Source organism: Butyrivibrio sp. XPD2006 (genome assembly GCF_000420865.1).
Lineage (GTDB): Bacteria > Bacillota > Clostridia > Lachnospirales > Lachnospiraceae > Butyrivibrio.
Genome location: NZ_ATVT01000002.1, coordinates 241,067 through 260,195 on the forward strand (window position 1 = coordinate 241,067; position 19,129 = coordinate 260,195).

At 43.4% G+C, this 19,129-nt stretch carries 17 protein-coding genes and 1 pseudogene; 10 read left to right on the forward strand and 8 right to left on the reverse strand.

Features of this window, described 5'->3' with window-relative positions:
* Positions 1–31: 31 nt before the first annotated feature.
* From G590_RS0102975 to G590_RS0102985, 3 genes are read right to left on the reverse strand one after another with little or no spacing between them, the layout of a single operon-like run.
* Positions 32–1,240 carry an ABC transporter permease gene (locus tag G590_RS0102975; RefSeq protein ID WP_022764188.1) on the reverse strand — a complete coding sequence of 403 codons (1,209 nt, stop codon included), beginning with the start codon at positions 1,238–1,240 and terminating at the stop codon, positions 32–34.
* A 12-nt stretch (positions 1,241–1,252) separates the two neighbouring features.
* Positions 1,253–2,887: an efflux RND transporter periplasmic adaptor subunit gene (locus G590_RS0102980; RefSeq protein WP_022764189.1), complete on the reverse strand. Its 1,635-nt coding sequence runs from the start codon at positions 2,885–2,887 to the stop codon at positions 1,253–1,255.
* Between the two features lie 44 nt (positions 2,888–2,931).
* The gene (locus tag G590_RS0102985) at positions 2,932–3,636 is read right to left on the reverse strand and encodes an ABC transporter ATP-binding protein (protein ID WP_022764190.1); all 705 of its coding nucleotides are present in this window, start codon (positions 3,634–3,636) and stop codon (positions 2,932–2,934) included.
* Positions 3,637–3,940: 304 nt separating this feature from the next.
* Here G590_RS0102985 and G590_RS21270 point away from each other — a divergent pair, with 304 nt between their 5' ends.
* Both G590_RS21270 and G590_RS20375 read left to right on the forward strand, forming a co-directional pair.
* Complete coding sequence (locus G590_RS21270) at positions 3,941–4,084, forward strand: hypothetical protein (protein ID WP_022764191.1); 144 nt, start codon at positions 3,941–3,943, stop codon at positions 4,082–4,084.
* Positions 4,085–4,095: 11 nt separating this feature from the next.
* A complete protein-coding gene (locus G590_RS20375; RefSeq protein ID WP_022764192.1) occupies positions 4,096–5,211 on the forward strand; it encodes a helix-turn-helix domain-containing protein in 1,116 nt (371 codons plus the stop codon).
* 225 nt (positions 5,212–5,436) lie between these two features.
* Here the strand turns inward: G590_RS20375 and G590_RS0103000 are convergent, their stop codons facing one another.
* Positions 5,437–7,383 (reverse strand): hypothetical protein, encoded by a 1,947-nt coding sequence (locus G590_RS0103000; protein WP_022764193.1) that lies wholly within the window; start codon positions 7,381–7,383, stop codon positions 5,437–5,439.
* A gap of 38 nt (positions 7,384–7,421) precedes the next feature.
* Positions 7,422–7,865, reverse strand: a complete 444-nt coding sequence (locus G590_RS0103005) for a hypothetical protein (protein ID WP_022764194.1) — start codon at positions 7,863–7,865, stop codon at positions 7,422–7,424.
* Between the two features lie 306 nt (positions 7,866–8,171).
* Here G590_RS0103005 and G590_RS18220 point away from each other — a divergent pair.
* Together G590_RS18220 and G590_RS21970 are read left to right on the forward strand one after the other, a co-directional pair.
* Positions 8,172–8,606 (forward strand): annotated as a pseudogene (locus G590_RS18220) (transposase); the annotation flags it as partial.
* Positions 8,607–8,628: 22 nt separating this feature from the next.
* On the forward strand, positions 8,629–8,781 hold the full coding sequence (locus G590_RS21970) for a transposase (RefSeq protein WP_081640971.1): 153 nt from the start codon (positions 8,629–8,631) through the stop codon (positions 8,779–8,781).
* Positions 8,782–8,974: 193 nt separating this feature from the next.
* On the opposite strand, the gene G590_RS0103015 is transcribed toward G590_RS21970, so the two are convergent.
* Positions 8,975–9,967: an aldo/keto reductase gene (locus G590_RS0103015; protein WP_022764196.1), complete on the reverse strand. Its 993-nt coding sequence runs from the start codon at positions 9,965–9,967 to the stop codon at positions 8,975–8,977.
* A gap of 107 nt (positions 9,968–10,074) precedes the next feature.
* Here G590_RS0103015 and G590_RS0103020 point away from each other — a divergent pair, with 107 nt between their 5' ends.
* The 5 genes from G590_RS0103020 to G590_RS0103045 all read left to right on the forward strand — a co-directional run bounded on the left by G590_RS0103020 (position 10,075) and on the right by G590_RS0103045 (position 15,110).
* Complete coding sequence (locus G590_RS0103020) at positions 10,075–10,530, forward strand: MerR family transcriptional regulator (protein ID WP_022764197.1); 456 nt, start codon at positions 10,075–10,077, stop codon at positions 10,528–10,530.
* A 20-nt stretch (positions 10,531–10,550) separates the two neighbouring features.
* On the forward strand, positions 10,551–11,894 hold the full coding sequence (locus tag G590_RS0103025) for an MATE family efflux transporter (protein ID WP_022764198.1): 1,344 nt from the start codon (positions 10,551–10,553) through the stop codon (positions 11,892–11,894).
* A gap of 87 nt (positions 11,895–11,981) precedes the next feature.
* Positions 11,982–12,764, forward strand: coding sequence for a formate/nitrite transporter family protein (locus G590_RS0103030; protein ID WP_022764199.1), 783 nt, complete (start codon positions 11,982–11,984; stop codon positions 12,762–12,764).
* Positions 12,765–12,894: 130 nt separating this feature from the next.
* Positions 12,895–13,923 (forward strand): hypothetical protein, encoded by a 1,029-nt coding sequence (locus G590_RS0103040; RefSeq protein ID WP_196802462.1) that lies wholly within the window; start codon positions 12,895–12,897, stop codon positions 13,921–13,923.
* Positions 13,924–13,949: 26 nt separating this feature from the next.
* A complete protein-coding gene (locus G590_RS0103045) occupies positions 13,950–15,110 on the forward strand; it encodes a hypothetical protein (RefSeq protein WP_155828718.1) in 1,161 nt (386 codons plus the stop codon).
* Between the two features lie 37 nt (positions 15,111–15,147).
* Here the strand turns inward: G590_RS0103045 and G590_RS0103050 are convergent, their stop codons facing one another.
* Positions 15,148–16,806 carry a glycosidase gene (locus tag G590_RS0103050; protein WP_022764203.1) on the reverse strand — a complete coding sequence of 553 codons (1,659 nt, stop codon included), beginning with the start codon at positions 16,804–16,806 and terminating at the stop codon, positions 15,148–15,150.
* A gap of 72 nt (positions 16,807–16,878) precedes the next feature.
* On the reverse strand, positions 16,879–17,853 hold the full coding sequence (locus tag G590_RS0103055) for an adenylyl-sulfate kinase (RefSeq protein WP_022764204.1): 975 nt from the start codon (positions 17,851–17,853) through the stop codon (positions 16,879–16,881).
* A 150-nt stretch (positions 17,854–18,003) separates the two neighbouring features.
* Between G590_RS0103055 and G590_RS0103060 the strand changes: the two genes are divergently transcribed.
* On the forward strand, positions 18,004–19,017 hold the full coding sequence (locus G590_RS0103060) for a LacI family DNA-binding transcriptional regulator (RefSeq protein ID WP_022764205.1): 1,014 nt from the start codon (positions 18,004–18,006) through the stop codon (positions 19,015–19,017).
* Positions 19,018–19,129: the final 112 nt, after the last annotated feature.

Below are 19,129 nucleotides of genomic sequence, written 5' to 3' on the forward strand. Positions count from 1 at the left end.
CTTTTTTAAGCTCATCACAGCATAAGTGCATTTACAATCTCAGTGCATCAATAGGCTTCATTTTGGCAGCTTTTCTTGCGGGATAGATTCCGAAGAAAAGACCTATAAGCACCGAGAATATCGCAGCGCCTATAACAGAAGTCGGTGTGATTATTACATCAAATCCGATTGCGCTGCAGATAACTGTAGCCATTACTATTCCGAGGATGATTCCCACAATTCCCCCGAGGAGAGTTAAGATAGCCGCCTCTGCCAGGAACTGAGTCATGATAGCCCCTGTACTGGCACCGATAGACTTTCTGATACCTATCTCCCTTGTTCTTTCTGTAACCGAAACCAGCATGATGTTCATAACACCGATTCCGCCAACAATAAGGGATATAACAGATACAAGGAGCAGAAAGCTTCTGGCATAGCCCAAAATCTGATTGAGCTGATCCGAAAAGTCAGCCATACTCTGTGCTGTGAGCGCCGAGGATCCTCTGAGTCCGTGGGCGTTTATCAGGATGTCTTTTGCCGTATCAACCGACTTCGACAGGGTATCCTGAGAATCAAAGAGAATAAGCTGAGTGAAGTTATCCGACTCCAGATCAAAGTCCGCAGCAAGAGCAGTATAGGGTACTTCAATCTGAGCAGAATAGTCCTGCCCTTCCATGATGAACTGGTACATATCATTCATGTGATCGCGCAGACCTACTATCGTATAATTGGCTGTCTTGCCCCAGATTGTCAGCTCTATCTCAAAGCCGACCGCGTCCTCTGTTCCAAAGATCGTTTTGGCATCATCCAGAAGCATGACGCACACTCTCTGCCCTGAATCCACCTGAGATCTGGTAAAATACTGTCCCTTTACAATATCGTTGCTGAGCGAGTAGCGAAGTGCCTCGGTACCTCCGTTTACGCTTGCACTGAAGGTTCCCTTTCTGCCCTTAACTTTGCCGTAGGCATAAAGATTGGGCGAAACTCCCTTGGCATCAGGAAGCGCCTCCTCAATCGCAAGCATATCGTCTCTGGTAAACCTCTCCGATGTTTTGGCAGTATTTATGTTGAGCATACCGTAATTGCCGGCAAGATCGTTGAGAGAGTTCTTAACGTAGCTGCTCATGCCGTTTCCGAGAGAGACTACCGCGATAACCGCTGCAATACCTATGACAATACCCAGCATTGTCATCAGGGTCCTGTACCCGTTACCTATTATCTGTTTAATTGCACTTTTTAAATACTCTGATACTTTTCCCATGATAAATACGCTTTACTGTACCGGCATTTCTACAACTGCCATGCCCTCTGTAAGAGTAGAAACATCTGAGGTAATGACCTTGTCGCCAACCTCAAGACCTTCTGTAATCTGAGCATCAGTAGATGTTGAAATTCCGATCACAACGTCTTTTCTCTGTACAGTGCCATCTGCTGCAAGAACATACACATAGTCACCTGTTGAATCCGTCTGAACATACTCATAAGGAAGCACGATGGTGTTATCTGCCTTCTGAGCATGGATCTTGTTGTTTGCCTCAACTCCGAAAATAATATCTGAGTCAGGATTAAGAACCTTGATAACAGTATCTACCACTGCAACACCGTTGGCGTTCTTGGTGGCATTTCCTGAAATCTTGGTAATTTCTCCGTTATATGGCTTACCGTTGATAGTGATGTCAACCTTCTGTCCCATTGAAATCTTGGGAAGATCACTCTTTGACACCTGAATTGTAACCTGCACATCCTCAAGGTTTGCCATTGTAAGGATCTGAGTACCTGTTGCGACAGTTGCTCCCTCAGCAACAGTTGCGGGGATTGCTGTAACTACGCCGTCAAATTCTGCCTTGATACCTTCTTTGGCCGCTTCAATCTTGGAGATTGTATCCTCCTGAGTAAGCTGGGTTGATTCCAGTGTAGCCTTTGAGGCTGATGCAGATCCGGGATTAACCTGGGCTGCCTTTGCTGAACTAAGATGTGTCTGTTCTTCCTTAAGTGCAGTAATCTGATTACTCCATTCCTGCATCTCAGGATCATTGTTCAGTGCGTATGTCACATCCTGAATTGACTGCTGAACAGCCAGGGACATCTGGCGATTACTCTCTGACATATCTGAATTATTGTTGTCATTTTCTCTCCTGTTTAAATAATCATTGTCGCCCAATGTACCATCCGCTACACCATTCTGGTTAATATCCATTGCTGTCTTTTGAAGATCAGTCAACGTTTGACTAATACGATTCTTTTTCTCAGTAATCTTATTGTTGAGAGCATCTATTTCTGCAGTTATGGCATCAATTCTGTCATTGATTTGTTGGGCTGACATTCCTTCTGCATACTTTCTGTCAGCAGTTCCAACAGGACTGTATAGAGCATTGTAATTGCCCTTAGCCTGCTTGATTGCCAGCTCTGCATTCTTCTGTGCAAGATCCAGTGCCTCTGTATCATAGGAAAAGAGCTCATCTCCCTCTGATACCTTATCTCCAACCTTAACGTTAAGAGATGCAATAGGAGCGGTAACATCCGAATAATAGTTCTTGGTCTCGCCGCTCTGCACGGTACCTGAAATTGACAGAACGTTCTCGATGGTTCCCAGCGCCACGTCCTGAGTCTCAACCATGACTACGGCATTCTTGGCAGCATTCAGGCTGTAAATAATGTATGCTGCAATAATAAGTGCCACAACTCCGAGGACCACGTATCTCTTCTTAAATCTCTTTTTCTTCTTAACAGAATCCGCAAGATCTGTTGCATCGTAATCGTCATAAACTTCCATGTCTACGCCGGTGGTCTCTTTGATTTCATTGCTTACTTCGGGAGCAGCAGTCACAGCGCTTTCAGTGTTCTGCACTACCTCTTTTTCCACAGTTTCATTCTGTATGTCTTTATTCTTGTTCTTATTCTCAGACATCAATATTCCTCCATTACTTTCATTTGGCAAAACTTTTTTCTTTATCAGATTTCATCCTTATAATCCGGATTTATAACATCACTTTTTATCATTCCGTCGGATATTGTAATTATCCTCTTGGCCTGCTTGGCAATGCCGGGGTCATGTGTGATGATGATCACAGTTCTGCCCTCATGGTAAAGCCTCTTTATTATCGTGATTATCTCTTTGGTTGAGCCTGTATCCAGGTTACCTGTGGGCTCATCCGCAAGAAGTATCGGCGGCGCCTGAGCTATAGCTCTTGCTATTGCAACTCTCTGCTGCTGTCCGCCGGACATCTCATTGGGCTTGTGAGTCATTCGTTTGGCCAGTCCTACGCTGTTAAGCGCCGCGCTGGCAAGCCTTACTCTCTCCTTCTTGCTGACTCCCCTGTAAATAAGAGGAAGCTCAACATTTTCAAGCGCTGTGAGAGAAGGTATTAAATTGAATCCTTGGAAAATAAATCCGATTTCTCTGTTTCTGATATCAGACTGCTCGTCATCGGTCATATGGGATACATCCTGGCCATGCAGAAAATACTTGCCGCTGGTGGGCGTATCGAGACATCCGAGCATGTTCATAAGAGTTGACTTACCGGAACCTGACTGTCCGATAATTGCAACGAACTCACCCTCGCCTATGGTCAGTGACACATGGTTAAGAGCCCTGACCTCATTCTCTCCGGGATTGTATATCTTGCATACATCCTTTATCTCTACAAGTTTCTTCATAATTCTCCTCTATAACATATCGCGGTACTGTAAAAGCAAAAAGCCGCGCCATATCCACATTTTCGCAATGTAGATTGTGTACAACTTATCATTTTACTTCATTACTATAATAAATGAAAGCGAAAACGTTTACAAACATATTAAAATTTTATAAAATGCACCGGTTTAATAACTTTCCGTATCGGAAAGTTTTTTATATACCAATTGTACAAATAGTGTGTTAATATTCCTTATAGAGCCCTGTATCATTAAGTCATAACAAAGAACTGCTCACGAGAGCACACGAAAGGATGAGGTGAAGGTTATGACAAAGATGGTAAATTTCAAGACAATGATCAGGAACTTAACAAACGGATTTGCAGCAGATAAGAGCCGCGAACAGGAAAATTACAGAAGCCTCATGAACGGTGGTTTCAACTACTCCATGAGATCAAGGACAATAATGTAAAAGAGGATACTATGCAGCTAAAGCTATCGGACAACATCAAAAAACACAGAAAAGAAATGGGTCTCACACAGGAAGGACTCTCTGAAGCTTTCGGAGTGACCATAGGTGCGGTTTCCAAGTGGGAAAACGGCAATAATGTACCGGATATCATGACACTGATGGAGCTGGCAAACTTTTTTAACGTATCTGTAGATGAACTTCTTGGCTACGATATGTCCTCGAAGAATATTGATGACATGGTTGATTCCATAGAAGACCTGTATCATGCCTACAGATTTGACGAGGCAGTGAGTGAAGCAAACAATGCGCTGGTACGCTATCCTCACACTTTCAAGATACTGTACTGCTGCGCAGAGCTCTTTTTCCTTAAATATATAGAAGGTGATGACGAGAAGGACCGGGATACATCCATAAGCCTTTACCAGCGCAGTATGGAACACCTTTCGCAGAATACGGATCCGCAGATAAGCGAATATTCCATCCGTTACAGGATTGCGAAGCTCTATACAAAAAAAGATCCGGAGAAAGCTCTGGAGGAGCTCAAACAGATCAATTACGACGGATGTAACAACAGCTCCATTGCTTCCGTCCTTATGAACTCCGGCAAATTTGAGGAATCCTTAAAATACGGAACAGCAGCCATGATCAGGTTATGCGCCGATCAATACGGCATCATCACCAACATGGCCATGACTCTTGCAGCCAGCGGTCGTAAAAAAGACCTTGAAAAAGCAATCGAGCTGGCTGACATGAACATTGCTCTCACAAAGCTCTACAGTAAACCCGACCAGGTGACATATTTTCATAAATTGCAATCCATCATGCTCCTGCTTAAGTCCTGGTGGCTCTCCTGTCTCGGCGATGATGCCGCTATGAAAGCCTGCGTAAAAGAAACCTGGGATTTGGCTAATCTCTATGACAAGTCAGTATCCAGCAATGAGCTCTCAAGCAGCGTAAGATTTTATTTTTCAGATGATAAAGCTTACTCATTCGATTCAACCGGTGCCGGAGCCGTGTCAGGTATCGAGTCAATGTTTGAAGACGATAAAGGCATCGTAACCGCCAAGATTTACAAACATATGGGTAAAGTCATAGATGAATGGTACCGATTAAAAGAGGCTACATGAGACAATCACGGCTTTTTCCATACTACAAGCTCACTTTTTCTCATATATACAGAAAATTCCATGATCAAAGATTTTCTACACCCACGGGCAACTTTTTCCCATATAGATAGAAATGCTGAAAACGTGAACAATCCCTGTAAGTTCATATTTGCAATAAGGCAAGGAAAATCTTAATCGTAAAAATGCAGCCCACATTTTCTGTAAGCTGCATTTTCATTGACACTATTAGTATTCATCACTGACTTTATGATAATCTCCAACGGTCGTATAATCCAGATCGCCGGCACTGTGCCACTCGTTGTCATTGGCAAAATAGCCACTTTCTTCAAAATGTAGTTGAATTCCCCCGTCAGCAGATTCTGAAAAATGCCAGGTAGTAACTACTCGATACGTATTGCTTACATATCTGTCACCATAGTAAGTACCTGATTCTGAATCATATTTCAATGATGTACTATCAAACAGATTCTCTAATCCTTTGTTCAATACATTATCGCTATCCAGATAGTACGTGCGGAAAAAAATTGGATAATCTTCCACGATCTCAACTCCCATCGAATCGCTGTGGCTCCTTTGTTCCCCTTTTCTCGATCCCTGTTCAGTTGTAATATAGCTACCCTCATACAAACCAACAAACCTCTCAACATCCCCTCCAACAACGATATTGTAGCTTTCTTTCATGATGTCCTTCATCTCGTTATAGAGATCTGCTACAGTTTTCTCTGGGTTGTTCTCCTCTTTAAGAACATCTGTGATAATGGCGATCTCTTCAAGCTGGTCTGCTGTGAGCTCATCAAATCCCTTAAGGGAGGCTTCCTGGGATGCTTCTGATGCAGGCTTCATGATCTCAGTGATGGTATCCTCCTTAAATCCTGCAGACTTGAGCTTCTCTTCAATTGCTGCTTTATCCTCAGGCTTAGGATTGGAGTAAATCTCAACGATATTACATTTGAATGTTCCGTCAGCAGCCTGCGTAAATGCACCTCCCATGAACTTTCCTTCAGTCAGGTAATCATAGAGGCTGTTTCCAAGGTATGCCATTGTGCAGTAGCCATCATTATCTGAAAGTCCCTTATTTATGGCACTAAGACCGTCTTTCCATTTTAAACCTATTAGTGTTCTTCCTACGTTTGCAAGTCCCAAAGTCGCAGATATTGGTGCCAGCTTGTTGCTAAGGTCCTGTGCCTTTGCACTTATAGAATTATTCTCCCCAATGATCAACATGGCTCCCGTATCCACCACTTCAAGGGTGGCATCTACGCCGTCAACTGCCACGCCTCCGACTTCAAGTGCCGCTGAAAGTCCTGATGTTGTTCCAAGACTTAAAACTCCTGCAGCGAAGCCTGCAACCTTTCCGGCTGTCTTTAGAACCTTTGCTGTCTTATACAGATCATCCCACTTTGCTGCCTCTGCCTGGGCCTGCTCTCCTTCATATACGCCTTTCATGATGCCCTGGGCTGTCTGGAGTGCTTTGTATGCCTTCCTGCAGTCCTCCTTGTCATCGCCATTAAGCCCCATCGTGTTTGCGATATGCTTAAGTTTCTGCCCATTCTTTCCCTCGTCATAGGCTTTTGTAATGCTTTCAGCCCATGTCTTGGCATCCATTCTGTTTTCATTATCAGCAGCGTAGACTTTAGTAAAAAAGAGATCCTCTATATCACCAGCAATATCGTTCTTTACTGCACCATAGAGGTTACCTCCCTCGTCCTCCTTTATGATCATGGACATTAGTCCCTCATACTCGGGAAGCTCCTCTGCCTCAGCAAGGACATCTGCCATGCTCTCAGCAGTAGTTGCAACAGAATCTGTAATCCTCCAGGCCTCGATGCAGTTATCGAGTATCTGCAATTTCTCCTCTTCGCTAAGTGATTCCTCCTCCATGCGGCAGAGCCTCTCGGTCCATATCATGGCATTGGCGTGTGCCTTTACAGACATGCTCACGGCATCCATTACAAGGAGCTGATCCCTGGCGAGCTTTGGGATCTGAACTTCGGTTATGCTGACGATATCTGATGAACCTGTGCCTGATACTTCGTCCGCAGCTGTTGTTCCTGACTGCGCACCGCTTCCCTGTCCTATTGAAGACGTGTCACCTGATGCAGAACTTCCGCAGCCGTAAAGAAGAACCGTCACAATTGTAATACAGATAAAGATGCTAAATGCTTTTTTCATATTTCACTTCCCTTTCCGACATAGTGTCTATGCTGCATTTATATGCAATCTCTTTTTGGAGATAACTTTTTTACATTTTTAAATGATGAGGAAGATGCGGTTTTTGTAGCTGACAAAATCCCTGCTCCCATGGTGGTTGGATTACCGGCTACAACACCTGCCATAATCGTAAGCCAGGACATAGCCTCTGGTTTTTTGAACTCCTTTTGCATCTGATTATGAACAATCCCATTCTCATCCATCTCGAAGAGCACCATGTATTTCCATCCATACATGATTGCAACAATTGCATAACCTATAAGAGACAGCAGCAGAATTACTCCCGCGATTATAAGAAGCTCCGGGGTAAGAAGGAAACCATCAATCCAGTTTTTTACGTTGCCATCAAAAAGCTCAATAAGAAACAAAATTAATGCCATGATCAATATGGAAATACCCAGAGCCTGCCAGATTGTAAAAAGAATTATGGGATTTTTCAACATATCCAGCTCGTATACCCATCTGTACTTTTATCATTCTTCACGCCTTTCTCTTGAAATATGTAAGTTCCTCCTGGTTATCTGTCAAAAGACCTATTGGTCTGTATCGTTTGATTTGACGACCTCATCTTGACAGCTTCCCCTATAAATATTTTAGTCAAATTAGTGTACCGACATCGTTTGTGACATGCATTTGTCATTGACATTTTCTTGTCACTTTAGTTGAAGGGGCTGTTATGTCAATAAATATCTTCATATAACACAAAAACCAGACTTCGAAAAGCCTGGTTTTTGCTGTAAAATATGTTTATGCGACTAAACAAAATCTTACAAGGAGATTATACCGTTTCTTCCTTGTATCATCAAATCAAACTTCCGCTCGACATAGAGATTTCTATCCCATCCGATGATCCGGTACGCCTGGTTAGTGCATTTGTGGAGGAAATGAATCTTTCTGATCTATATGGGACTTATGACAGTACCAGAAAGAATCAGGCCACACCGCGTCAGATGCTTAAGATTGTCATCTATGCAGCAATGAACAGAATATATTCAAGTCGTGATATTGAGTCTGCCTGCAAGAGAGACATCAATTTCATGTACCTTCTGGACGGAGCGCCTGCTCCTGACCATTCCACCATCGCAAGATTTATATCAATTCATCTCTCACAGTGCGCCAAGCAGATCATGGCACAGGTAGGAACCATACTGCTGGAACTTGGTGAGATTTCAGGCGGAAGAATCATTCGCAAACGTGAAAGAAGACATGAACTTCAGAAGATATCTGTATCGTGGAAAAGAAAATGTTCTTGCACAGAGCATACTTCTGGCAATCGGCTATGATATAAATAAGCTACATCATAAGATTGCTGCTGAGCGAACAGGAACACACCTGTTTGAATTGAAAAAAGCCTCATAATTTTTGATACTTCAAAATAGAAAAGTCAACGTTGCCCCGATTAGTACATCGGCTTATTAAAGTACATTATTTTTAACAACAGGAAAGATATCCATTCATCAAATCCAGAATTCATGGTATGAAGAAAGGGCTTCGCCCAGATGATTTAATCATCTATAGCGATAGCCCCTTTATTACTGTCTTCGCTATTAAGTTAGCCCTGAGAGATTCTGTCGATCTCTTTGAGTTCTTCCTCAGTGAATGTGATGTTCTCGATAGCCTTGATGTTGTCAAGGATCTGCGAAGGCTTGGAAGCTCCAACAAGTACAGAAGTCACATAGCCGTCCTTAAGAATCCATGCAAGTGCCATCTCAGCAAGAGTCTGTCCGCGCTTTGCTGCGATATCGTTAAGGGCTCTTACCTTGGCAAGAACCTCCTCATTTATCCTGCTCTCCTGAAGGAATCTTCCGTCTGTACGGACTCTGCTGTCCTGCGGAATTCCCTGAAGATATCTGTCGGACAAAAGTCCCTGCTGAAGAGGTGAGAAACAGATGATACCCTTGTTCAGCTCTTTTGCCTTCTCTTTAAGACCGTTCTTCTCGATGGTCCTGTCAAAGATATTGTAACGATTCTGATTGATCACGAAGGGCACATGGAGATCTGTCAGAATTTCTGTTGCCTTCTCAAGCCTTGGACCATCGTAGTTTGAAAGTCCGGCATATATTGCCTTTCCGCTTCTTACAATCTGCGCCAGAGCCTCCATGGTCTCCTCAAGCGGAGTCTCAGGATCGGGTCTGTGATGATAGAAAATATCAACATATTCAAGGCCCATTCTCTGAAGGGACTGATCGAGGCTGGCGATGAGATACTTTCTGCTTCCCCACTCACCGTAAGGTCCCGGCCACATGTAGTAGCCTGCCTTGGTGGAGATGATCATCTCATCTCTGTAGGCTGCCATATCCTCTTTTAAAATCTTACCAAAGTTCCTCTCAGCACTTCCCTCTGCTGGTCCATAGTTGTTGGCCAGGTCAAAATGTGTGATACCGTTGTCAAAAGCTGTGAAACACATCTGCTTCATATTCTCAAAATTACCGGTATCTCCGAAATTATGCCAAAGTCCCAGAGAAACTGCCGGGAGCTTGAGTCCGCTGTTTCCACAGCGATTGTACTGCATTTTGTCGTATCTGTTTTCGTTTGCTGTATACATTGTAAACCTCCCTTATAGATATATATTATGTCATTTTTTCGATTCTTTACAAAGCATAATACTTAAAGTACACTTGAAGTCAACAGGTAAATTCAGGGAGGCCCAAAATGACTTATACAATAGCGCAGATATCAGAGAAATTCGGCGTTGCAGCGTCTACTCTAAGATACTATGAAGACCTTGGACTTTTGCGTAATGTCGAAAGAGCTGAAAGCGGACATAGAATTTATTCAGACGATCATGTCGGAAAGCTCGAGGCAATAAACTGCTTCAAAAAGGCCGGAATGTCAATAAATGAGATAAGGGACTTTTTTGAATATGAAAAAGACGAGGCTAAAAGCATTGATGATATGATGCGTCTTCTTCGCAGAAGGAGCGAGATCATGCTGGAGGAGTTTGCAGAAGCCTATGAGTCCTATGAGCATATTCTTAAGAAGCTTGATTATTACGGTCATATCGAGAAGGCTCTGAAGCAGAAAAAAGAACTGCCAAAGTGGTCGACCTATGATAAGAAAGACTATCACAAAAAGGCACTTGATACTATTTTGGACAGAATCAGCTGACTGTTTTTCGGAGGAATGTTATGGAATCATCTATGACCAAGGGTAGGCCGCTTACTCTTTTACTAAAGTTTGTTCTCCCCATATTTCTGGGGTTCATTTTTCAGCAATTCTACAACATGGTGGATACAGTAATTGTAGGCAGATATGTGTCTCCCACTGCCCTTGCGGCTGTTGGTTCAACAGGAACCATCATGTTTATGATAATGGGTCTCGCCAATGGGATGACTACAGGCTACACGGTTCTGATCAGCCAGAGATACGGTGCGGACGATCCGGAGGGCACAAGGATTGCCTTTGTAAATGCCATACTTCTCGGAATAATCAGTACCGCAGTGGTTACTGTTACAGCACTTTCTGTAATGCACCCACTGCTTAGGCTCATGAATACCCCCGCAGATATTTACAATGATGCCTATGCTTACATCTCAACAATCTGCGCAGGAAGTATAGCGCTGATCGGGTATAACCTTCTGGCAGCATCCTTAAGAGCCATCGGAAACAGCAGAACCCCTCTGTACTTTCTGATATTCTCAGCTCTTTTGAATATAGTGCTGGATCTTGTATTTATAGTCGGATTCCACCTTGGAACATTCGGCGCCGCACTTGCTACAGATCTTTCCCAGGCAGCCTCCGCAGTCCTGTGTATGATCTACATTGTAAGGAAAGTCAAAGTGCTTCGTCCCAAGGCCAAGGACTGGCATCTGCACAAAGAGTATTCACTTAAGCAGCTTAACATCGGTATTCCTATGGCGCTCCAGTTTGGTATAACCGCTTCGGGAACCATGGTCATGCAGTCATCGATCAACATCTACGGTTCAACAGCGGTTACAGGATTTACTGCTGCCGGCAAAGTTGTGAACCTCATGACCGCCGGAATGCCATCTATCGGTCAGACCATCGCAGCCTACGCCGGGCAGAACTTTGGCTACGGAGATCTGGACAGAGTGGATCAGGGAACACGGGATGCCATGAAAATTGCAGCTGTTTATTCTATAGTGAACGGTATTTTGAGCGTGGTTTTACTGCCGATAATCATCGGATTCTTCTTTGATCCCGGTGTTGATGTGGCTTCCTATCTGCCATATGCAAGAGCTTATGTCTATGCATGTGTTCCTTTCTACATTCCGCTTGCCATGATTTTCATTTACAGAAACGCTATGCAGGCCTGTGGATATGGTAAGACTGCTCTTATGCTTGGCATCGTGGAGCTCCTTGCCAGATTCGGAACTGCATTTTTGTCTATGAAACTCCACAGCTTTAATATGGCTGTTGCAGGTGATGCTGCTGCCTGGGTCACAGCAGGCGTGTTCTCTATCATTCTCTATGTTTTCGTCATGAAGCAGCTGCGAAAAAAGGAGCGATAACTATATCTTGTGTTTTATCGTTTTTTAAGCTACTATATGATGTATAAGAAATGGCCCCTGGGGACCAAAAGCCGAAAGGAGAACTCCATGAAATCACCTGCTGCTATAGCAACCACCTATGAAACCATCGGAACCGCCAAGACCAACATGAATTTCAGAAAGACGTTCCTTTTAGGAATATTGGCAGGCGCATTCATTGCTCTTGGAGGGCTTGGAAGCCAGATCGCATCTGTATGTGCTCCGGATCCCTCTACCGCAAGGCTTGTAAGCAGCGTGGTTTTCCCGATAGGTCTTTTCATGGTGCTTGTGGGTGGTGCTGAGCTCTTTACAGGTAACTGCCTTATCATCATTCCGGTTCTTAGTAAAAAGGCTAAGCTCTCGGGAATGCTGAGAAACTGGCTTATAGTTTATTTCGGAAATATGGTGGGAGGACTTCTTATAGCTCTCCTTGCAAATTACTCACACACCTATGCATTTGCTGACGGTGCTCTGGCTAATGCTGTTGTCAGCACAGCTGTGGCCAAGTCCGGTATCTCTTTTGCCGACGGAGTACTTAAGGGAATTCTCTGCAACATCCTTGTATGTATGGCTGTATGGTGCTCCTTTGCAGCAGACGAACTGGCAGGTAAGGTTCTGGCACTCTGGCTTCCTGTAATGCTCTTTATCATAGGCGGCTTTGAGCACTGCGTTGCAAATATGTACTTTATTCCTGCAGGCATGATTGCAACATCAGTTTACGGAATCGCTGCAGACGGACTTTCGCTCTTTGGATATTTTGTCACCAACTTGATTCCCGTTACACTTGGGAATATAATAGGTGGCGCTCTCTGCGTGGGAGCAATGTATTATTTGATTTATTTAAAGGATTGATTGTTTAGAAATGTGGAATTATTTAAAGGGGCTTATACATAGCACTCGTGGTTTATATACATCACTTATTTTTGCTATATCCGGCCTCTTCTTTTTATTTTTGGTATCACCGACGGTCAAAATGGGCTTGATGGAAGCCTTTTGTTGCGCTCTTGCTGTGGCAGGTTTTTTTGGTTTTAACCTAGCCATCGATCCCCCGGAAGAAACGCGTCCCGTCGTTCCATACTGGGGCGAAAAGTTTGGCACAAAGCAGTGTATCAGGTTGTTGGCCGAAGATCGTTTCAAACCCTATGTAGACAAAGAAGGCGACCCCATAGAAGGGTTTGAGGTCAGTGAGAGCGGGAGATGGTTTAAGATTGCAAGTCAATACTACCCCACTTATCTGGTTTTTGATTACGATCCATCTACAGGTGAACTTACAATGGTTGACGGTGCCAAGGTATATGTCGGAGGCCGGGCAGATAATGAGCAGATCAAAAGAGCTCTTGAAGAATATATAAATGGCGCCAAAGCCTTCCAAATCGATAACGAATACCATCTTGACATAACCCCCGATGAATGTGCCTGGGCTTTTGAGAAATGCGCAGGCGGAAATTACAAGGAATTGGCCAAAGCCGATTGGGATGAATTCAGGTATATCTGGGAGCTTACGATATCAAATCTGGCAGTCAAAGTGCTTACCCCCGCAGAATCCGAAGAACATGCCAAAGCTCTTGAAAACGCAGATTTTGCAGGTGATACCATCTTTACAAGAGCTCTTTTGGATAAAGAGATACAGGTCATCGCGGACGCCATCTCCTCCGGCAGTATAAATGACATAGAAAAATGGTTTCAGCTTGATTCCTACAAAAGCGAGATTTGTGTAAGCAACGGTATCAAAATACTCAAAGCTATGGGCTATCCCAATAACAGTATGGGAACCCCTTTTCTTTTTGACTGTCTAAGGGACATCCAAAAGCCTTACTTTATGGATGCTGTTCTTACTTTAGAGAAGCTTCCCTACCATTACCTTATTGCCATTATTGAGCAGTACGTAGAAAAGACCCACGCCACTGAAGATGTACTCTGGGGTGCAGGCCTAATATATCTGTCTAAGAGGATCGGTTATGAGATATCCCTCGAAAGAAAGGAACAATCGTATCAATGTGGAACTATATAAAAGGACTTATCAGGAACGGAAGTTTATTGTCCAAATTTTTAGTAGGTTCGCTTTTATTTATTGTGATAGTGACTTTTCTGGCGCTGGCGAACAACTCCGGAAAGGATGCAGTTTCATTCCTTGCCATCGGTGGATTCGCCGCATTCAAACGTTACAAGGACCGATTTACAAACTTCTTTAAAAATGTGGAGACCGTCCCCTACTGGGGCAACAAATTCGGTCGCGACATCTGTATAAGACTCTTATCGGAGGATAAATTCAAACCTTATGTGAATAAAAAAGGCCAGAAGGTTCGCGGTTTTTCCGTAAGCGAAAGCGGAAGGTGGTTCTGCATAAACGGGCAGTACTACCCTACTTACCTGGTTTTTGATTACAACCGCAGTTCCTCTGAGATCACTATGATTGACGGAACTCAGATTGATTCAGGAGACTGGAAGTACGATTACCAGATTACCCAGGCTCTTAACGAATATCTTAACACTGACAGAAATCTCAGGCTTGATAACACCAGTCATGACATGATCACTACCGGTGACTGCTCGAGAGCTTTTAAAAGGATCCTTCAGGGAAACTATGAAGACCTGGCAACTTCAGACTGGGACGAGTTCAGGTACAGATGGGAAAAAGAGCTTTCGGAAATCAAAGTAGCTAACCTGAACAGGATGAACACCAGAGATCACGCCAAGGCACTCAGGGATAAAAGTATTGCAGGTGAAGCTCTTCATACCAGAGTTCTGATGGACGAAGAAATAAACGTTATTGCACATGCAATTCGAAATGATGAGATAAAAGACATCTCAGACTGGTTTAAACTTAATGCCTTCAAGGACGATATGTGTGTCTGTAACGGAGTCTCGCTCCTTAAAGATCTGGGTTATCCCACGAACAAAGTTGGAACTCTGTTCCTCTTTGACTGCCTTCGTGATATTCAAAAGCCATATTTTGAAGATGCTGTGATCACGCTTGAAAAGTTCCCTATAGATGAGCTCGTGCCAATAATAGAGAGCCACGTAGAAACAGCCCACGCCACCGGAGATGTACTCTGGGGCGCAGGCCTTTTATACCTCTCAAAGAGGATCGGTTATACGATTTCTCTGGCACAGGGCAGTGTTGCATTGGATGACCCAATAGCAGCAATCTTCCGCGATAAGCCTGAGCCCATGGTTCAGGCACAAGGTAAGTTCTGAAAAACAAAAATGGCCCCCTGCAGGGGCCATTTTTCATTTATTCTATTGTATAGCTGTAGTCTGAGAAGTCTGCTTTAAGGCTTGCCTTATTATCACCGCTTATCCAGGTGAAGGTCATAGCGCTGCCTTCTGTCTTTATATCCAGCTTTGAATCAAAGCCAAATGCAGGATTTGTGTTTCTAAACTTAAGGAGCTCAAGCTGCTTCTTAACAACATCCTTATTCATGGCATCAGCGATCTGATCCATGGTAAGATTTGTTCTGTTGATCTCCTTGTGTCCGCCGGCTCCTGCTCTCTTAACAGCTTCATGGTCATTCTTGCCCGCAAACAGATCAAGATACCATACCTGAGGCTTACCGGGCATGAACATCTGGATTGCTCTTGCAAAGAGCATCTTCTTGTCATCATCTCCAAGAGCGCTGTAATATGTTGCATTAACCTGATAGTACATATTCTTGGCACCATGGAGATCCTTAACAAATCCGCCTCTTCCAACGATAGTGTCAATCATCTTCTGAATATCTTCCTCAGCAAGGATTCCCTTGAGGTCGAGAAGCGGAATTCCATCGTGGCATCCAAGCATGTTGACTACACGAATTTTCTTATCCTGGATTTCCTCAGCCCACTTCTTAAGAACCGACCCGTCCTTATTCTCGATTGCATAGATGAGAAGTCCCGGAAGAAAGAAATCATAGGTCATATATCCCTTATTTGCAACTGTTTCATATATCTTTTCACTGTAGCTTGCATGTATTTCAGGAAGGAGTGATACTCCAAATTCATCAGCAAGCTCTTTTACCTTCTCAAGAACATCCCAGGTGTCAGGTTCGTTTAAGAAATTCTTCTTGCCGGGCTCCTTGGGTGCGTAAGCAAAGGCATCCAGTCTTACAATCCTTGCACCGTATCCTGAAAGAGCCTTAAGTGTATTTCTGTAGTGTTCCCAAACAAGATCCGATTTGATATTGAGGTCCATCTGACCAAGATAACGTCTGCCGGACTCAAGAAGCTCAACAACCGCATCCTTGTATTTCTCATATCCGGTAAAATCAATCTCTGAAGGCTTCTTGCCCTCATCAAGCGCTGCGCATACTCTCTCGGAAATCTTCTGAGCAGTCAGATACTGAATATCCATCTTCTCCATAAGATCCTGAGCATCAGGGCGCTTATACTGTACTTCCTGATAGAAGGTATTCCAGTACGGAACATCCTTGCCGTCAGGCATTCTTACCATAAGGATAGGAAGTCCCGGCTTTCTGAAGAACATGTCCTTAATGTATTTCTCATCAGGCTGAATGTAGCCTTCCGGAGTCATTTCTCCGTAGCCTTCCCAGAATTTATTCCAGTTAATGAAGAAATCTTTGTATTTGGAATTCTCACCGTTCTTAAGAAGATCCTGGAACTGAGGCGAAAGAACCGATGCATGATTTAAGATGAAATCAAGCTTTAAGTCAATTCCGAGCTCACCGAGCTTGTCTATATCCGAAGCCTTAGCCATCTCCTCATTTATACTGTAGTCAATTACAGAAAAGCCTCTGTCCAGATCTGTATTAAAAATACTGGGCAGGATATAAAAAGACTGAAAAACATCTTCAAATTCTTTTTTTGAAAGAACAGAAACGATATCTCCCATGGTGCCACCCATACTATCGGGGTAGGCATTCAGCATCGGACCATTGTCTACGAAATTTTTTTTCATAATTATTTACTCCATTATTTATATAAGGCAGTTTATGTTGCTGATTTTGGCAGATCAAAACCTGTCAAAATGTTATTTCATAAGTTTCTGGAATTCATCAAAACTGATTATCTCTCCAGCCTTTGAAATGATTATCTTAGCCTTGTGAGCCTGCTTAACAAGTTTAGCCTGTTCAAGCTCAAGAACCAGCATTGTGAAAGGGCTATCCAGCTTGCCATCACGGTTTCTTGATCTTCTGTGCTCCAAAGTCTCAGCAGGAGTGCTGTTTAAAAGAACCGGAATATCAACTTGACTCATGTAGTCACTGTTGCCGTGAGTCCACTCTACTATAAGAACCTGCTTCTCTGACATATCCACTTCGTCGTACCAGAGGGATGCCTCATCACGTCCCATTCTCTTAAGCCAGAGTTTGTCTGCTCCGTCCTTAAACGCTTTCATTATCTGATCTACTTCTGCAAAGTCTGTTTCTTTAGGTGTACCAAGGTACTCATCAAGTCCCTTTGAACCGGCCTCAAGGTAACTTCTGAACCATGTGTCAGTCTCCAAATGTGCCTTGTTTGCATCATCGTCAGCTGCCTGCCACTCTCTGATCTTAGCTACAGTTTCAGCATTCATGACACCAGCGTCAACCATTCCTCTGATGCCTTCTTTTCTAAATGTATGAAGTCTTTCAGCATCATTGTACATTGGAATTCTGTGTGGGTAATTGTCACCGGACATTGTGTAGCTGCCTATTCCGGCACTTTCAAGCAAATATGACAGAAGTGATGCAATTTCGGATTTTCCTACTCCGGATCCTCCGCATACAGCAACGACTGCTCTTTTATAAGGATTAGCTGCCATTTTTTCAGAAAGCTCTTTTACCAATAAAGGAAAGATTGTTTTGGCCTTGGCGATGTGGCTCTCTCCGATCTCTATCTTATCTCCGGGCATATCGCCGTGAGGAATGTCATCAGGAATACTTATATCAGTAACAATTGTTGCAGCTTTTGAAAGCTTATCTTCAGTGTCTTTAAAAACAGTCACTTTGTTATATTTGGTGTTCATGTTTTTTGATTTCTCCTCTTTGAAATTTAGTTTTTGACAACTCATATTATTGCATGTTATGTTGAAAAAAAAGACGGGGTGAAAAAATTCCCCTCGTGCTGATGACAAAATACACTAACTTTTTTTGTTTGTAAAGAGCCAATTGAAAAAATGATCACGATCAAAGAAATCGCCAAACAACTAAATATGAGCACTACGACGGTCTCAAATGTTATTCACGGAAAAGCCGGCGAAGTCTCTGATGACACCAAGAAAAAAGTCGAGGATTTTCTAAAAAAGGTCGACTATGTTCCAAACATAAGCGCCCGAAATCTCGCACAGAATGAATCAAAGATCATCGGACTTGCCCTGAAGGCCCGTGCTGATAAATACGAAAACCTGATAATGGACCCCTTCGTTTCGGTACTGATCGGAGGTGTTGAGGAGACCATCAGAAATGCCGGATACTTTATGATGCTTTATATCTCAAGTGATACAGATGAGATCATGAGACATGTATCAACCTGGAACGTAGACGGACTGATCCTCTTTGGTATGCTAAACGATGACGGAATAAGAGTCAGCGAGAAATACAAAAAGCCCATCGTCTGTATCGACACCTATTCACTTGAAGGCCTTAAGCACTTCACCAATGTCGGACTCGATGATGAGCAGGGTACCTACGACATGATCAAATATCTGATCTCCCAGGGTCACAAAAAGATCGCATTCCTCTCAGATAACCAGAGCGGCGTCGACCTGGCAAGGCTGAACGGCTACAAAAAAGCCCTGAAGGATGCAGGCATCAAGTACAAGAGTTCAAACTTCTTACAGATTCATCCAAAGAGTGATGAGATTGACGAATCCCTCGCGGAGATCTGCGACAGGTCAAAAGAGTTTACCGCTATCTTCTGCGTATCAGACCTCTATGCAGTAACTCTTATAAGTGCCCTGACAGACAGAGGCATTAACGTTCCCGAGGAAATTTCCATTGTCGGATTTGATGACAATATGCTGGGGCAGCTCCACAGACCGGCGCTCACCACTGTCCATCAGGATGTAAAAGTAAAAGGTATCACTGCTGCAGACACACTTCTCAAACAGCTTGCAGGGCATAAGACCCCTAACCAGATAAAGCTTCCAACTCACCTGGTTATTCGTGATACTGTCAGAAAGATTGACTAAAAGATCCATAACCCATTGTTAAACTTGACCAACTTAAGCTTATGCGCATAAGTTGGTCTTTTTTATGCTTTTTCATAAATTTTATAAATGTTTTATTGTTTTTTTAGTTTTT

Coding starts and splice junctions, on each gene's coding strand:
- G590_RS0103000 (WP_022764193.1), bottom strand. CDS start 7,383: ATGAAAAAAGCATTTAGCATCTTTATCTGTATTACAATTGTGACGGTT.
- G590_RS0103040 (WP_196802462.1), top strand. CDS start 12,895: ATGGAAGCCTTTTGTTGCGCTCTTGCTGTGGCAGGTTTTTTTGGTTTT.
- G590_RS21970 (WP_081640971.1), top strand. CDS start 8,629: ATGAACTTCAGAAGATATCTGTATCGTGGAAAAGAAAATGTTCTTGCA.
- G590_RS0103055 (WP_022764204.1), bottom strand. CDS start 17,853: ATGAACACCAAATATAACAAAGTGACTGTTTTTAAAGACACTGAAGAT.
- G590_RS0103060 (WP_022764205.1), top strand. CDS start 18,004: ATGATCACGATCAAAGAAATCGCCAAACAACTAAATATGAGCACTACG.
- G590_RS0103005 (WP_022764194.1), bottom strand. CDS start 7,865: ATGTTGAAAAATCCCATAATTCTTTTTACAATCTGGCAGGCTCTGGGT.
- G590_RS0103050 (WP_022764203.1), bottom strand. CDS start 16,806: ATGAAAAAAAATTTCGTAGACAATGGTCCGATGCTGAATGCCTACCCC.
- G590_RS20375 (WP_022764192.1), top strand. CDS start 4,096: ATGCAGCTAAAGCTATCGGACAACATCAAAAAACACAGAAAAGAAATG.
- G590_RS21270 (WP_022764191.1), top strand. CDS start 3,941: ATGACAAAGATGGTAAATTTCAAGACAATGATCAGGAACTTAACAAAC.
- G590_RS0103015 (WP_022764196.1), bottom strand. CDS start 9,967: ATGTATACAGCAAACGAAAACAGATACGACAAAATGCAGTACAATCGC.
- G590_RS0103025 (WP_022764198.1), top strand. CDS start 10,551: ATGGAATCATCTATGACCAAGGGTAGGCCGCTTACTCTTTTACTAAAG.
- G590_RS0102980 (WP_022764189.1), bottom strand. CDS start 2,887: ATGTCTGAGAATAAGAACAAGAATAAAGACATACAGAATGAAACTGTG.
- G590_RS0102985 (WP_022764190.1), bottom strand. CDS start 3,636: ATGAAGAAACTTGTAGAGATAAAGGATGTATGCAAGATATACAATCCC.
- G590_RS0103020 (WP_022764197.1), top strand. CDS start 10,075: ATGACTTATACAATAGCGCAGATATCAGAGAAATTCGGCGTTGCAGCG.
- G590_RS0102975 (WP_022764188.1), bottom strand. CDS start 1,240: ATGGGAAAAGTATCAGAGTATTTAAAAAGTGCAATTAAACAGATAATA.
- G590_RS0103030 (WP_022764199.1), top strand. CDS start 11,982: ATGAAATCACCTGCTGCTATAGCAACCACCTATGAAACCATCGGAACC.